The organism is Methylomonas sp. BW4-1 (assembly GCF_052474385.1).
On sequence record NZ_CP184125.1, the window covers coordinates 4,117,174 to 4,129,242 of the forward strand.

The 12,069-nt window shown below is 56.4% G+C and carries 11 protein-coding genes and 1 CRISPR repeat array (1 of these 12 only partly in view); of the genes, 4 read left to right on the forward strand and 7 right to left on the reverse strand.

Annotated elements, in window-relative coordinates; all coding sequences use genetic code 11:
- Nucleotides 1-160: 160 nt before the first annotated feature.
- The 3 genes from ACH5Y9_RS19135 to ACH5Y9_RS19145 all read right to left on the reverse strand — a co-directional run bounded on the left by ACH5Y9_RS19135 (nucleotide 161) and on the right by ACH5Y9_RS19145 (nucleotide 2,994).
- A complete protein-coding gene (locus tag ACH5Y9_RS19135) occupies nucleotides 161-433 on the reverse strand; it encodes a hypothetical protein (protein ID WP_445367207.1) in 273 nt (90 codons plus the stop codon).
- Nucleotides 434-523: 90 nt separating this feature from the next.
- Nucleotides 524-2,341: an ATP-binding protein gene (locus ACH5Y9_RS19140; RefSeq protein WP_445367208.1), complete on the reverse strand. Its 1,818-nt coding sequence runs from the start codon at nucleotides 2,339-2,341 to the stop codon at nucleotides 524-526.
- Nucleotides 2,341-2,994: a response regulator transcription factor gene (locus ACH5Y9_RS19145; RefSeq protein WP_033158526.1), complete on the reverse strand. Its 654-nt coding sequence runs from the start codon at nucleotides 2,992-2,994 to the stop codon at nucleotides 2,341-2,343. The genes ACH5Y9_RS19140 and ACH5Y9_RS19145 overlap by 1 nt, the downstream gene beginning before the upstream one ends.
- A gap of 454 nt (nucleotides 2,995-3,448) precedes the next feature.
- Here ACH5Y9_RS19145 and ACH5Y9_RS19150 point away from each other — a divergent pair, with 454 nt between their 5' ends.
- Together ACH5Y9_RS19150 and ACH5Y9_RS19155 are read left to right on the forward strand one after the other, a co-directional pair.
- Nucleotides 3,449-3,862, forward strand: a complete 414-nt coding sequence (locus tag ACH5Y9_RS19150) for a hypothetical protein (protein ID WP_033158525.1) — start codon at nucleotides 3,449-3,451, stop codon at nucleotides 3,860-3,862.
- A gap of 124 nt (nucleotides 3,863-3,986) precedes the next feature.
- Nucleotides 3,987-4,679 (forward strand): hypothetical protein, encoded by a 693-nt coding sequence (locus ACH5Y9_RS19155; protein WP_445367209.1) that lies wholly within the window; start codon nucleotides 3,987-3,989, stop codon nucleotides 4,677-4,679.
- A gap of 204 nt (nucleotides 4,680-4,883) precedes the next feature.
- Here ACH5Y9_RS19155 and ACH5Y9_RS19160 read toward each other — a convergent pair whose 3' ends face one another.
- The 4 genes from ACH5Y9_RS19160 to ACH5Y9_RS19175 form a co-directional block, all read right to left on the reverse strand.
- Complete coding sequence (locus ACH5Y9_RS19160) at nucleotides 4,884-5,513, reverse strand: DUF998 domain-containing protein (RefSeq protein ID WP_445367210.1); 630 nt, start codon at nucleotides 5,511-5,513, stop codon at nucleotides 4,884-4,886.
- Nucleotides 5,500-7,317: an ATP-binding protein gene (locus tag ACH5Y9_RS19165; RefSeq protein WP_445367211.1), complete on the reverse strand. Its 1,818-nt coding sequence runs from the start codon at nucleotides 7,315-7,317 to the stop codon at nucleotides 5,500-5,502. Before ACH5Y9_RS19165 ends, ACH5Y9_RS19160 begins: the two co-directional genes overlap by 14 nt.
- 164 nt (nucleotides 7,318-7,481) lie before the next feature.
- On the reverse strand, nucleotides 7,482-7,874 hold the full coding sequence (locus ACH5Y9_RS19170; RefSeq protein WP_319960143.1) for a hypothetical protein: 393 nt from the start codon (nucleotides 7,872-7,874) through the stop codon (nucleotides 7,482-7,484).
- A gap of 255 nt (nucleotides 7,875-8,129) precedes the next feature.
- On the reverse strand, nucleotides 8,130-9,188 hold the full coding sequence (locus tag ACH5Y9_RS19175; RefSeq protein WP_445367212.1) for a hypothetical protein: 1,059 nt from the start codon (nucleotides 9,186-9,188) through the stop codon (nucleotides 8,130-8,132).
- Nucleotides 9,189-9,386: 198 nt separating this feature from the next.
- Here ACH5Y9_RS19175 and ACH5Y9_RS19180 point away from each other — a divergent pair, with 198 nt between their 5' ends.
- Together ACH5Y9_RS19180 and ACH5Y9_RS19185 are read left to right on the forward strand one after the other, a co-directional pair.
- A complete protein-coding gene (locus ACH5Y9_RS19180; protein ID WP_445367213.1) occupies nucleotides 9,387-10,133 on the forward strand; it encodes an Lcl domain-containing protein in 747 nt (248 codons plus the stop codon).
- Nucleotides 10,134-10,283: 150 nt separating this feature from the next.
- A complete protein-coding gene (locus ACH5Y9_RS19185) occupies nucleotides 10,284-11,108 on the forward strand; it encodes an alpha/beta fold hydrolase (RefSeq protein WP_445367214.1) in 825 nt (274 codons plus the stop codon).
- A gap of 44 nt (nucleotides 11,109-11,152) precedes the next feature.
- Nucleotides 11,153-12,069: direct repeats of the CRISPR family, unit length 32 nt; unit sequence GTTTCAATCCACGCGCCCGCGTGGGGCGCGAC (it continues 3,648 nt past the right edge of the window).

Consider the following 12,069-nt stretch of genomic DNA (forward strand, 5'->3'; position numbering starts at 1 on the left):
TAAAATGTTGATGGCCGCATCCGGGGCCTCAAGCCATTACATCCAGTTTCGGCGGCAAGGCCATGCCGTCGAGACGTTTAACGTTGCTCAACACTTTTTCCAGAAAAGCGGTGTCTTCGTGACGGCTTTTCTGAAATTCGATCTGCGCTTCGATCTGGCCCTAATAATCCACCTTCACGTCGCCAACATCCCCTGCGCCGGATGAGTTGATAGTGGCGGTGGGAATATAAGGCACGACGTCCAGCAAACCGTCCACGCCGGATTTGATCAAGGCGTTGATTTCATTGAGCGAGACCCGGCGCATATCAACGGTCCGCGGCGTTTGGCTTTGATCGGCTACCTCGGCGACTTTAGCGATAGCCGGAGACGGCAAAGTTTTTCCGCTGACTGCGCGGCTAGCGGCAAGGTTGGGTCCTATGTTCGAAATATTCATCGCAAACTCCTGGTTTTAGGGTGTGTGTCCATCGCATCCAGCAAAATAAACGCCATTTGTTGAGGCTTGGGATTGTCGAATTGGCGTCTTTTACGAGTAGTTATTGTCGGCCGCCGGCAATAGCCGGCTCAGCAGGGCATGTAACGCCAATGGGTCCAAAGGCTTATGCAGCACCAAGTAACCTTCCTGCTCGGCTTGCGCCAAAGCCGGGGAATTGAATTCGCCGCTGACCATCGCCCCGGCGGCATCCGGGCAGCGTTCCAGCAAGGCTTGCAGCAACTCGAAACCGCTTTCGCCGGAGCGCAGGCGCTGGTCGCAAAAGATGGCCTGCGGTTCGAAGCCGGCATCGAGCAAGGCCAATGCATCGTTGGCGGACGCGGCGCACGCCGTTTCCACGCCCCACGAATTCAATAAGGCTTGCCAGGCGTTGCGCACTTGCGGTTCGTCGTCGATCACCAGGCAGCGGCCGCTCAGCGTTGCGGCTTGCTCGACCGGTGCGACGGGCTGGTCAGCCGCCATAGTCCACCGCTCGTGGCTGAGAGCGGCGGCCGGCAATCGCAACCAGAAGCGTGAACCGCGGCCTTCCCGCGAACTCAAGCCCTGGCTCGCGCCCATCAAATCCGCGCAGCGCGCCACTACCGCCAAACCCAAGCCGTGACCGGCGTTGTCGATGCGCCAGGCATGTTCGGGGCGGAAGAATGGCGAGTAAATCCGCTGTTGGTCATCTTCGGCGATGCCGACCCCGGTATCCCAGACCTCGAACTGCCAGCAAGCACTGCGCCGCCGCACCGCCATCAATACCCCGCCGCTTTGGGTATAGCGCAAGGCATTTTGCATCAGGTTGATCATGGACTGGCGCAACAACATGGCATCGGCGGTAACTAAGGCCCGGCCGCCGCTCAACCGCACTCTAAGATCGATTTGCCGTGAGCGGGCCTCTTCACGAAACAACGTAGCGACATCGTTCATCAGCGGGTCCAGCGCCACGGTTTGCAGATTGACCGGCTGAGCGCCCAACTCAATTCTGGACAAGTCCAACAACGAATTGAACATCTGTGTAATCGATTGCACGCTTTGTTGCAGATCTTGCAATGCAGGCTGCAAACTCGGTTCCTGATTGCGGCGAGAAATCGATTCTATTAAAAAGCCCATGGCATGCACCGGCTGGCGCAAGTCGTGGCTGGCCGTGGTCAGGAACTGGTTTTTGGCGCGTAAGGCGGCTTCGGCTTCCTCCTTGGCGCGCCGATAATTCTCGGCCAACTTGGCGCTATCTTCTTCCAGTTTTATTTGCTGCAGGAAAAAGCCATGGGCAATCGAGGAGTGCCGGTGTATCGATAAGACGTAACTGACGCACAGAGGCATGATTAAATGCCAATGCTCGGGAAACGCCCATGGGGTCAACAGTGTGCAACCGCCCCAAGCGGCACCGAAAAACCGCTGAAACGCACTGAATACCGGTGATTGGTGGGTGGCGTTAGCCGCCATGATTGCCGCCAAACTCATGTAAAGCAGCAAGGTATATTCGAACGGGACCCGACCGGCGATGATAAGCACCAGCGCCGCCAAGCCGAGCCCATGCGCCAAGGCCATGCGCAGAATGATGGGTAGCCAATGGGCGACTGCCGCATGTGGATCAAGGCTGGCCCTGTCACGCAAATATTGCCGCTGTTGCAGGCGCACGGCAAGCACGACCAGAAAATACGACACCGTCCACGCCAGCAATCCCAAGACGTCTTGATCGAGTTGATGCTTCCAGTACACGAAGGGCAAGCCTACAAACGGGATAATGGTGATCCCGTACACCAACCGGTTATGCGTCATGTCCAGCAATCGAGCTTGGCCGGCCGGGCTGATGTCGGCAAAGCGCAGCGGCTTGCTGTCCGTTGAATCGGCCAATGTGGCTTGCATCAGGAGCCTTCCAGCTTTTTGCCGCGCAGCATGGTAATCACCTCGATCCGGTTGCGGGCACCCAGCCGTTCCAGAATACCGGTGACGTGCTCCTTGACGGTTTGCTCGGACAGCGACAGGTTCAAGGCGATGCGTTTGTTGGGCAAGCCTTTCAACATCATCGCCAGCACCTGGCCTTGGCGGGCGGTCAAACCCAGCTCGGCGGCGGTGACCGGCAGTTCCTTGAGCGGCTGATTGCTGCCTGTCACGGCAAATGGACCGCTGTGAAACCAAGTGTCGCCCCGCAGCAACGCGGCCACGGCACGGCCGAAAATCTCCGGCGCTTCCTGCTTGTGCAGAAAGCCGTCGGCGCCGGCCTCACGTGCCTTGTCCGACACGGCCGAATTGTCGTCCGCGCTGATTGCCAGCAAACGTGTCGCCGGGTACTGGCGTTTCATTTGCACTAACAACGGCAGCGACGCACCTTCCGGCAGCCAAAAATCCACCACGGCCAACGACGGCGGCTGGGCGGCATCGAGAATCGCCCAAAACTCGGCGATGCTGGATACCGGTCGAGCCTGACCAAAGCCGCAATGCGATAGCAAAAAATCGGCGATACCGCTCGCCGACAGCGGATGGTCGTCGATAACCAACGCGCTAGCCGAATTTGTCACACTCAACTCTCCCCAATGGTCGATAGCCTGGTTCGGCATTTTGCGTCGAACCAGACTATCGCTAAAACATGCAAAATAATTACATCTTAACAAACAGCCGATGCGCCCCAATACCCTACTACGGTAGGGTTACGCCGCCGCACCGCGCTTCCGATAATGCAGCCCAGGCTCGTCGCCGTTCATCAGGGTTCCGGGTATTTTCATCCCTGCAAAACGGCTGTTTGGAGAACGCTTTTTGATCTCACTGATTTATTAATCAATAAAAGCAGCCCATGACGAAGATACGGCAAATGGCGAATTTTATAAGACATTCGATGCCGTTACATCAACCTTAGGTTTATCAATTAAAAAGAGGCGACGCTATGAAAACGTACTTTCCATTGTTACTGGTTATGGTTGTTTTAACCCTTGGTGGGCGTGCTTTACGTTTGCGCGGCAATGACAAGGCGAATCCATGAAAAATGTGATGACCATGATTGCCACGTCCATGCTCTGTTCATGCGGTTTTATGACGCCAGCCAAGCAGTATGCGGGAGACACGCTTAGCGCTGACGAGATTGCGGTAATCCAAAGTGTTGTGGGCACCCCTTTTGCCGATGCCTATCACGCGACCATCATCGGCTATACGAAGATCGAAGCCAACGGCGCGGGCGAACAAAAGGAATTTGGCTGGCCGGGTTTTACGGACTACCCCAGCGAGATTCATGTCTTGCCTGGAGAGTACGACATTCAAGTCTATTGCTTTAAAGGATTTTCGAGTCATAGACCCAAGAAAACCCTGGTTTTACAAGCAGGCCAAACCTATTTGCTCAAATGCGATGTCCGAAGCGATCAGGCGTTTATCGGGGTGAGCTCGCGAGCCAACTAGCCAGTTAGGGCGGTTGGATTTTACCCGCCATGGTTAACTCGATCTATTGTTCTTGCCCAGTCGAAACCCATCCTCCGAGACCAACGCGCCGTTTAGCAACACGTTACAAGAATGGCAATAGCTGATGCCAATGATCAAATCGGCGCCACGCAGATTTGCCTTATGCCTGATCGTCTCTTTGTCGATACATCTTGGGATAGTGTTGACGTTGACCGATATAGACCGGCCGAGAAAATCGGCGGACCGTTTGACAGCGCTATCGGTGGAATTCAAGATCCTACGCTTAGCGGAACAAGGCAGGCAAAATCAGTTGCCGCTAAGCCCGCCGCCCAAGGTGGCTGGAGGCAGATCAAGGACGCCACCAAAGCCGGCGCCGATTTTGACGGGTCGTGGCGACTCTTCGCCGCGGCAAACGAACAACACCGCGCCGCGGAGCGACAAGTCAACGAATCCCGCACATCCGGAGCCTGCCAAACTCGACCTATCCAAGGTACTGGACGATATGCGCCAAGTCGCCCGAGAATCCGCCGAACTTGCAGGGGGGAATAAGTTCGATCGCCGCAAATTGGCGGTTGCCCCGGAAAATCTTAAGGCGCCGGATAGCAGGCCCGTACAAGAATCGGAAACCTATACGCTTCCCAACGGTTACCAGCGCCGATGCGTCGTCAACGCGGATGGCAAAAGGCAATGTATGAGTAAAGAGGCGGATGACGGCGATATTTGGAACGCTAAGATTTATTTACCGGACTCGCAGCCGGCCGACGGTAAATCCATCGAATTCGCTCGACGTCTACAGCAGGTTGTCGGAAAACATTAGCGCCATCGGTCGGCTCGATGAAAATGCATGATTTTTGGCATTGATGGCTAGGCCACTAAGCGCACCCGAGCTAGATGTCGGTTGCATCGCTTGCTTTATCGACCGCCCGATGGAGGACTTTTTTCCGCTTGGTAGCTTTACGAAAAATACCTGGCTAGAATCAAGGTCGTGTAACGTTTAATACCACTTGCGCCTTTTATTCGGTCACCTTGCCATTGCAATGCGGTCAATGTAGAGGCGGGCCAATTGCACAGCGCTCGCTAACGTCAACCAGCCGAACAACACGCTTTCGGCAATGCGTTGAATCAGGCCCCTGTAGTCCGCCAGAGAGGGGACGGCCAGCAACACCAGAACTGTCAGTACCAGCACGCCGGAAATTTTCAAAGGGATGGCGATGCGGGAGCCAGGAATACGCCCAAACAGCAGCAAGCCATAACCGCCTCCCAGATATTCAAGCGCACCTAACAGGTTATGAATTTGCTGGCGCCAAGAGCCCATCAGCGGAGAGCCGGGCTCGCACGGGAATAGCGCGCAAAAGACATAAGCCGTTCCCACCCAGGAAAACGCCAGTAAACCCCGGCGTAGCGTGGGGTTCTGCTTGAGCATGCGGTACTGGCAGGCCAGCGCCAGCCATTGCATCAAGCCCACCGGCAGGAAAAGTCCGTAATTGATTTGGTCCGCCAATGGCGTTCCGAACGCAGCCAATTCGCTAATGGTCTGGCGCACGGCGTCGTAGTTGGGGAGCGTTTGGGCGTAGTGCCAGTTACCCCAAGCCAACAGACCCGAGGAAGCCAGCCCCAGCCATCCGGCAAGACTACTACTAGGCAATTGCATTTTTCTTGGTTATCCCTGTTAGCGGATCGGCTGGCAATAGCCGGCTCAGCACGGCGTACAAGGCCTCCGGGTCCAAGGGCTTATGCAGTATCAGGTAACCTTCCTGCTCGGCTTGCGCCAGGGCCGGCGAATTGAATTCGCCGCTGATCATTGCCCCGGCGGCGTCCGGGCAGCGTTCCAGCAAGGCTTGCAACAACTCGAAGCCGCTTTCGCCGGCGCGCAGGCGCTGGTCGCAAAAGATGGCCTGCGGCTCGAAGCCGGCATCGAGCAGGGCCAAGGCGTCGTTGGCGGACGCGGCGCAAGCCGTTTCCACGCCCCACGAGTTCAACAAGGCTTGCCAGGCGTTACGCACTTGCGGTTCGTCGTCGATTACCAGACAGCGGCCGCTCAGCATTTCGCCACGGCCGGCCGGCGCAAAGTCCCGGTCGCGCACCACCGAGCGCCGCTCCTCGATGCGCGCGGACGGCAGCCGCAGCCAAAACCGCGAGCCTCGGCCTTCCCGCGAACTCAAGCCCTGGCTGGCGCCCATCAAATCCGCGCAGCGCGCCACCACCGCCAAACCCAAGCCGTGGCCGGCGTTGTCGATGCACCAGGCATGTTCGGGGCGGAAGAACGGCGAATAGATATGCGGTTGATCGGCTTCCGCGATGCCGACCCCGGTATCCCATACCTCGAACTGCCAGCCGTCGTTCCGCCGCCGGGCCGCCATCAACACGCCGCCGCTTTGGGTATAGCGCAAGGCATTCTGCATCAGGTTGATCATAGACTGGCGCAGCAATATCGGGTCGGCGCGCACCAAGGCTTTACCGGCGCTGGTGTGCACGCGGAGCTGGATTTGGCGGACGCGCGCTTCTTCCCGGAACAGCGTCGCGACATCGTTCATCAACGGGTCCAAGGCCACGGTTTGTAGATTGACCGGCTGGGCGCCCAGCTCGATCCTGGACAAATCCAACAGCGAGTTGAACATCTGCGTGACCGACTGCACGCTTTGCCGCAAATCCTGCAAGGCTGGGCCCAACAGTAAATCCCGGTTGCGGCGAGAAATGGATTCGATCAAAAAGCCCATGGCATGCACCGGCTGGCGCAAGTCATGGCTGGCGGTGGTCAGAAATTGGTTTTTGGCACGCAATGCGGCTTCGGCTAGATCCTTGGCGGCGCGGTAGCCTTCTTCCAGGAATATCTGTTGTAAAAAAAACCGGTGCACGAGCACCGCGTGTTTGTAAATCGACAAAATGTAGAGCGCAGTCAGCGGCATTACGTAGGGCCAATGAGCGGGAAATACCCACGGCATTAGCAGTGTCGAGACGCCCCAACTGGCAGCGAAGAAACGTTGAAAAGCACTCAGGATAGGCGACTGGTGGGTGGCGTTGCCCGCCACTATCGACGCGCAGGTGACCAGAAACAGCATCGCAAACTCAAAGGGATAGTCGCCGCTGCACATAATCATCACCGGTACCGACAGGCTGAATCCGTAAAGCAGCGCCAACGCATGCACCTTGTGCAGCCAATGGTACATGGCCCGTTCGGCGCCCAGTTGTGCGCAGTCGCGCCGATAGCGGCGGAACAACAGACGGACGGCCAGCGCTACCAACGTAGACACACCTGCCCAAGCCCAAAAGGCGCGAGCGTCCCGGTCGATTTGATGCAGCCAGACAATAAACGGTGCGGCGACAACTGGGATCAAGCCAAAACCGAAGGCGATACGCCCGAAACTCAAGTCCAGTAAGCGTAGTTGACCGTTTGGACTGATGTCCGAGAAGCAAACCGCCCCGTCTTGGCGAGGATTAGAAAAAAGTTTTTCCATTTTGCTATTCCGATTCTGTTGCCGCCCAGCCTTGGCGCGGTTAGTCAGCTTATCGTGTCCGGATACTCCTTCGTTAACATGCGGTTTTATAACCTTCCACTAGCCATCGGTGCTGCGGCAAAGGGGCACGGAGCGTCGCCTTGAGCTCCGTGTCGCGTATTACTTCAGCATTTGCCCGCCGCCTGCAGCAAAGCGTTGCAACTTGCCTTGTTGGTTTTGCCTACGTCGCTCGATCCTTTGGTGAAATCGGTGCACATGGCGTCCGCTCCGCTCGCCATCCCCCAGGTCGCGAATTTACCAAACCCCGACGGCTCTAAAATTTCACATTTAAAGGTCGCCCCGTCGTCAGTTTTAACGGTGTACTGCATGCCGTTATAACCGGCGGGGGCTTCGGTTGCCTGCGAATGGGTGATTTTGAAGTTGCCCATTTCACGGCCAATGGCCATTGATATTTTGCCTTCCGCTTTGTTGCTTCCCTGGGCGGGAGGGTTGCTTGCCGTTGTGGCACAGCCGGAAAGGATCAAGAAGAAAGTTACCGTTACAAGTTTTTGCAGCATTTTGATTCTCCAGCGCTCCGATTGATAGAAGCGCTGGGCACAGGAGCGAGAAATGTGCCTAACGCAGGTAAGCAAAAGCGCTTTGGTGGCTTCCAGAGGCCAAAGCGCTCAAGATTAACGCGGTGTTATGGGTTGTTTTTTGCAGGCGCAGCCGATTGTCGCATCCTCAGAATCCCAGCAACCTTGCTACATCCGGGTAACGAGCTGCTTGTCCAAGTTGCAGCTAAGCGTTAGCGCCACAACCTCCATGCGCTTTCAGAATCGAGCCCGCAGGCGCAGCGGAACCAAACCGAGTAAAGCAGAACCAAACAACCAGATGGCGCCGGGTATGGGCACAGCAGCAATCGGATTTAATAGAAAGGCCCGTTGCACGCCATTCGCGGCAATTCCCACCCCAACGATTTGTCCACTATTGTTGACATCGTAAGCTGTCATCAGCGTCCAGCCGATGTTGGCTGCAATCAGCGTGTTCAAGTCTGTCATGACGCCATTGAGCGTGACGAAAGCACGTTTCGATCCACCAAAATTATCGCCGAAATATCCCACGGCTTGTCCGGCGTTATTGATACCCAATGCCTCGCTGCTATAGCCGGACAAACCTATATCCATCATCTGGTCGTCAACAGTTGTAATGAACGCGTGCTTCTCATCGTTGGTGACAAGGGATGTGCCGGCCACCTGGCCGAGGTCGTTGATGGCATAACCTCTGCTGACACCCCAGGCAAGCGCGCCCAGATCCACCATTTGGCCATTACGGGTAATAAAAGCGTGACCACCATTAGGTGTTTGACTCTCGCCAGTGACCTGACCGCTATTGTTAATTGCATTACCCGCACTCCAGTGACCACCATTCAAAGTTCCCAGATCAGTCAAGCTGCCGTTCCCGGCAATAGTGGCTCGTTGGTTGCCCTCGGCATTCCATGCACTGCCGACTATTTGCCCGGCGTCATTGATTCCGTAGGCCATACTGGAATAAGGACTGCCGCTGAAACCACCGATTATTTGGGTGACACCATTACTGTGCACTATGCCGCGCCCGCCAGAATTGCCCACCACCACACCGCTTGAATTGATCCCGGTAGGACTTGAATATCTGGGTACGGACAGCCAACTCACACTATTGTTTTTGTAAACAAAGCTTTCACCATCCCCCGTAAAACCCAGAACATGCCCGGCATCGCTGATAGAGACCGCCCCCGAACTGACTAACGGGCTCTCCGGCATGAGATCCACCAACGTATACAAAACACTGGCGTGTGCCGGTAATACCGGCAGCATTAAGCCCAGGGCAAGACATCTCAGACTGCGTTTCATTGTAAATTCCTCTTTAAATTATCGAGCTAATAGTTGAATTAGAAATACATGTTAACAAAACTCTCTAACGTTCCAACACCCTACTCCGGTAGGGTTCCCTGGCTACACGCGCCTTCCGATAATGCCGCCCAAACTCGGCTCCGCTAGGCAGGTTTCCGAGTATTTACATCCGTTCGAGAACTAACTTTTTGGAAAAAAATGATGAAACAAAAAGCTATATACGCCGCGCTATCCGCGCTCTGCACGCTGGCGGCCGGTAGCGCCCAAGCCCAGTTGCTCGACCGCGGCGGCGGCCTGATTTACGACAGCGAGCTCAACGTTACCTGGCTGGCAGACGCCAACTACGCCAATACTAGCAGCTCCTATAATCCCGGCAAAATGAGCTGGCAAAACGCCGCGGCCTGGGTGGAAGGCCTAAGCTATGCGGACGGCGTGCGCGGCACCACCTACAGCGATTGGCGTCTGCCGACCTTTCACGACCTGGGCGCCCAGGGCTGCGACTATGGTTACAGTGGCACAGACTGCGGTTACAACGTCGATTTAGCCAGCTCGGAACTGGCGCATCTGTTCTACGGCGATTTCGCGAATAAGGGGTACGCCGATTCGCGCGGCTTGCCCCAACCCGGCCACGGCCTCGTCGACGACCCGTCCACGCCCAATGACGAAAGCCTGTTCAGCAACCTGCAATCCTTCAGCTATTGGCTAGGCAGCATTTATTACAATGATGCCAACAAAGCCTGGTATTTGAACACCGCCACCGGCATGCAAAACTACATTAGCAAGGGCAACCAATTTTATGTTCTGGCAGTCCGCAACGGCGACGTAACCGCGGTGCCGCTGCCCGGCACGGCCTTGTTCTTCGGCAGCCTCTTGGCGGGATTTTCGATCAACGCTTCCCGCCGCAAAATCGCTGAGGATTTCGCTAAAAACAACTTCCCGACATGACTTTTCCCGCCAAACCGTTCGTGCTGGGCTTGCATGGATGCAGGAGCAATAGCCGAGAACCCAATCGAAGCATGAACGGTTTGGGGCGAATGGTCTCGGAAGCAATCTGTAGTAAAAAGGGCGAATCAGCCAAAACCCGTTACTGAACCGATGAAATTTAAATCACCACTATTGGCCGTTTTGTTGCTCTCGCTGAGCGGCTGCGCCGCCACCATCCCCGACATCACAACGGCAGAAGTCACCGGCCGGCAGGTGGAATTTGCGCTTAGCAAGCACCAGACTGTACCGGTCATCTTCGAAAACGGACTAGGCGGGACTTTCGAATATTGGACAGAAATTTATCCCACGATAGCGCGCGATGCCACGGCCTTGGTTTATAACCGCGCCGGCTACGGGAATAGCGCAGCGGCGACAACGACGAGGGACGGCCGGCATATTATTGAAGAGTTGCGCGGTTTGCTTGCCAGCCAGGGTCTAACGCCGCCTTATGTGCTGGTGGGGCATTCGCTGGGCGGTTTGTATATGCAATGGTATGCCCGGCATCACCCACAGGACGTGGCGGCCTTGATTCTGGTTGATTCGACTCACCCTGCTCAACTCAAAGGCGCCGGGGCAATCGAAAACTGGCCGCTCTGGGTGCGTTTGCTGTTCGATATGCTGACATCGGCAACTGCCGAACAAGAGCTGGCGGCGCTGGATCTAACCGGTGACGAAGTATTGGCCGCCCCGCCCTATAGCTGCGGACCGATCATAGTGCTGAGCGCTGCGCAACCACTGGAGGACACCTCGGAGTTGGCGCTCGATGCCAATCAAAAACGCAAGGATATTGCGCAGCTATATCCAGGGGCAATTCAACGCTGGGTAGATAGCGGCCACGTCATTCCGCTGGAGAAGCCGGAGTCCGTCATTTCCGCAATCCACGAAGTCTTGTTGAGCACACAGCCGAATGACACCAAGCCTAATGCGTTACCCTAAGCGGGATTATGCCCAGTAGTCACTCAGCCTAGCTTTTGTTTTTTGAATCAATTTGCGCGCCCGCGTGGGGCGCGACCTTGTAAATGGGTAAAAATACCTAAAAAATAGGTTTCAATCCACGCGCCCGCGTGGGGCGCGACCTTGTTGGCGTAAATTGCTTTCTTGTTGCCTGGTTTCAATCCACGCGCCCGCGTGGGGCGCGACGTTGTTGCGCTAGGTCTTGAGAACGATCAATAGTTTCAATCCACGCGCCCGCGTGGGGCGCGACGATTGTTTTTTATGAGACGTCCAACCATCCAAGTTTCAATCCACGCGCCCGCGTGGGGCGCGACATTAGATTAAATCCTCTTTTTTCAAGTTGGTTGTGTTTCAATCCACGCGCCCGCGTGGGGCGCGACGCCGGTGTTGATTTTGCCTTCGCGGTCGGTTTGGTTTCAATCCACGCGCCCGCGTGGGGCGCGACGGAACGCCTCGATTCGGGCGTTTTTCTCGGCTTGTTTCAATCCACGCGCCCGCGTGGGGCGCGACCTAAAACGGTTACCGATTCGGTAACGGGCATAGTTTCAATCCACGCGCCCGCGTGGGGCGCGACGGGCATGTATGTCCAAAAAACGAGAGATAAGCGTTTCAATCCACGCGCCCGCGTGGGGCGCGACGTAAACATACATTTTGTCGGTGTCTCGGGGCGTGTTTCAATCCACGCGCCCGCGTGGGGCGCGACGTTTGCGTGGGTCTGGCGACGTTAGCCATCAAGTTTCAATCCACGCGCCCGCGTGGGGCGCGACGTACGCGAGGGTTTGCAGCGCTGGATGGCGGAGTTTCAATCCACGCGCCCGCGTGGGGCGCGACAAAGGATTTGTAGCGCTTCCATCTTGTCTTGACCGTTTCAATCCACGCGCCCGCGTGGGGCGCGACAGCCTGGAGACCGGCCGGCGCACGCAGGTGCATGTTTCAATCCACG

Excerpts from the sequence above, each read along its gene's own strand:
- ACH5Y9_RS19135 (WP_445367207.1), bottom strand. The coding sequence starts at position 433 with ATGAATATTTCGAACATAGGACCCAACCTTGCCGCTAGCCGCGCAGTC.
- ACH5Y9_RS19140 (WP_445367208.1), bottom strand. The coding sequence starts at position 2,341 with ATGCAAGCCACATTGGCCGATTCAACGGACAGCAAGCCGCTGCGCTTT.
- ACH5Y9_RS19150 (WP_033158525.1), top strand. The coding sequence starts at position 3,449 with ATGAAAAATGTGATGACCATGATTGCCACGTCCATGCTCTGTTCATGC.
- ACH5Y9_RS19155 (WP_445367209.1), top strand. The coding sequence starts at position 3,987 with ATGCCAATGATCAAATCGGCGCCACGCAGATTTGCCTTATGCCTGATC.
- ACH5Y9_RS19160 (WP_445367210.1), bottom strand. The coding sequence starts at position 5,513 with ATGCAATTGCCTAGTAGTAGTCTTGCCGGATGGCTGGGGCTGGCTTCC.
- ACH5Y9_RS19165 (WP_445367211.1), bottom strand. The coding sequence starts at position 7,317 with ATGGAAAAACTTTTTTCTAATCCTCGCCAAGACGGGGCGGTTTGCTTC.
- ACH5Y9_RS19170 (WP_319960143.1), bottom strand. The coding sequence starts at position 7,874 with ATGCTGCAAAAACTTGTAACGGTAACTTTCTTCTTGATCCTTTCCGGC.
- ACH5Y9_RS19175 (WP_445367212.1), bottom strand. The coding sequence starts at position 9,188 with ATGAAACGCAGTCTGAGATGTCTTGCCCTGGGCTTAATGCTGCCGGTA.
- ACH5Y9_RS19180 (WP_445367213.1), top strand. The coding sequence starts at position 9,387 with ATGATGAAACAAAAAGCTATATACGCCGCGCTATCCGCGCTCTGCACG.
- ACH5Y9_RS19185 (WP_445367214.1), top strand. The coding sequence starts at position 10,284 with ATGAAATTTAAATCACCACTATTGGCCGTTTTGTTGCTCTCGCTGAGC.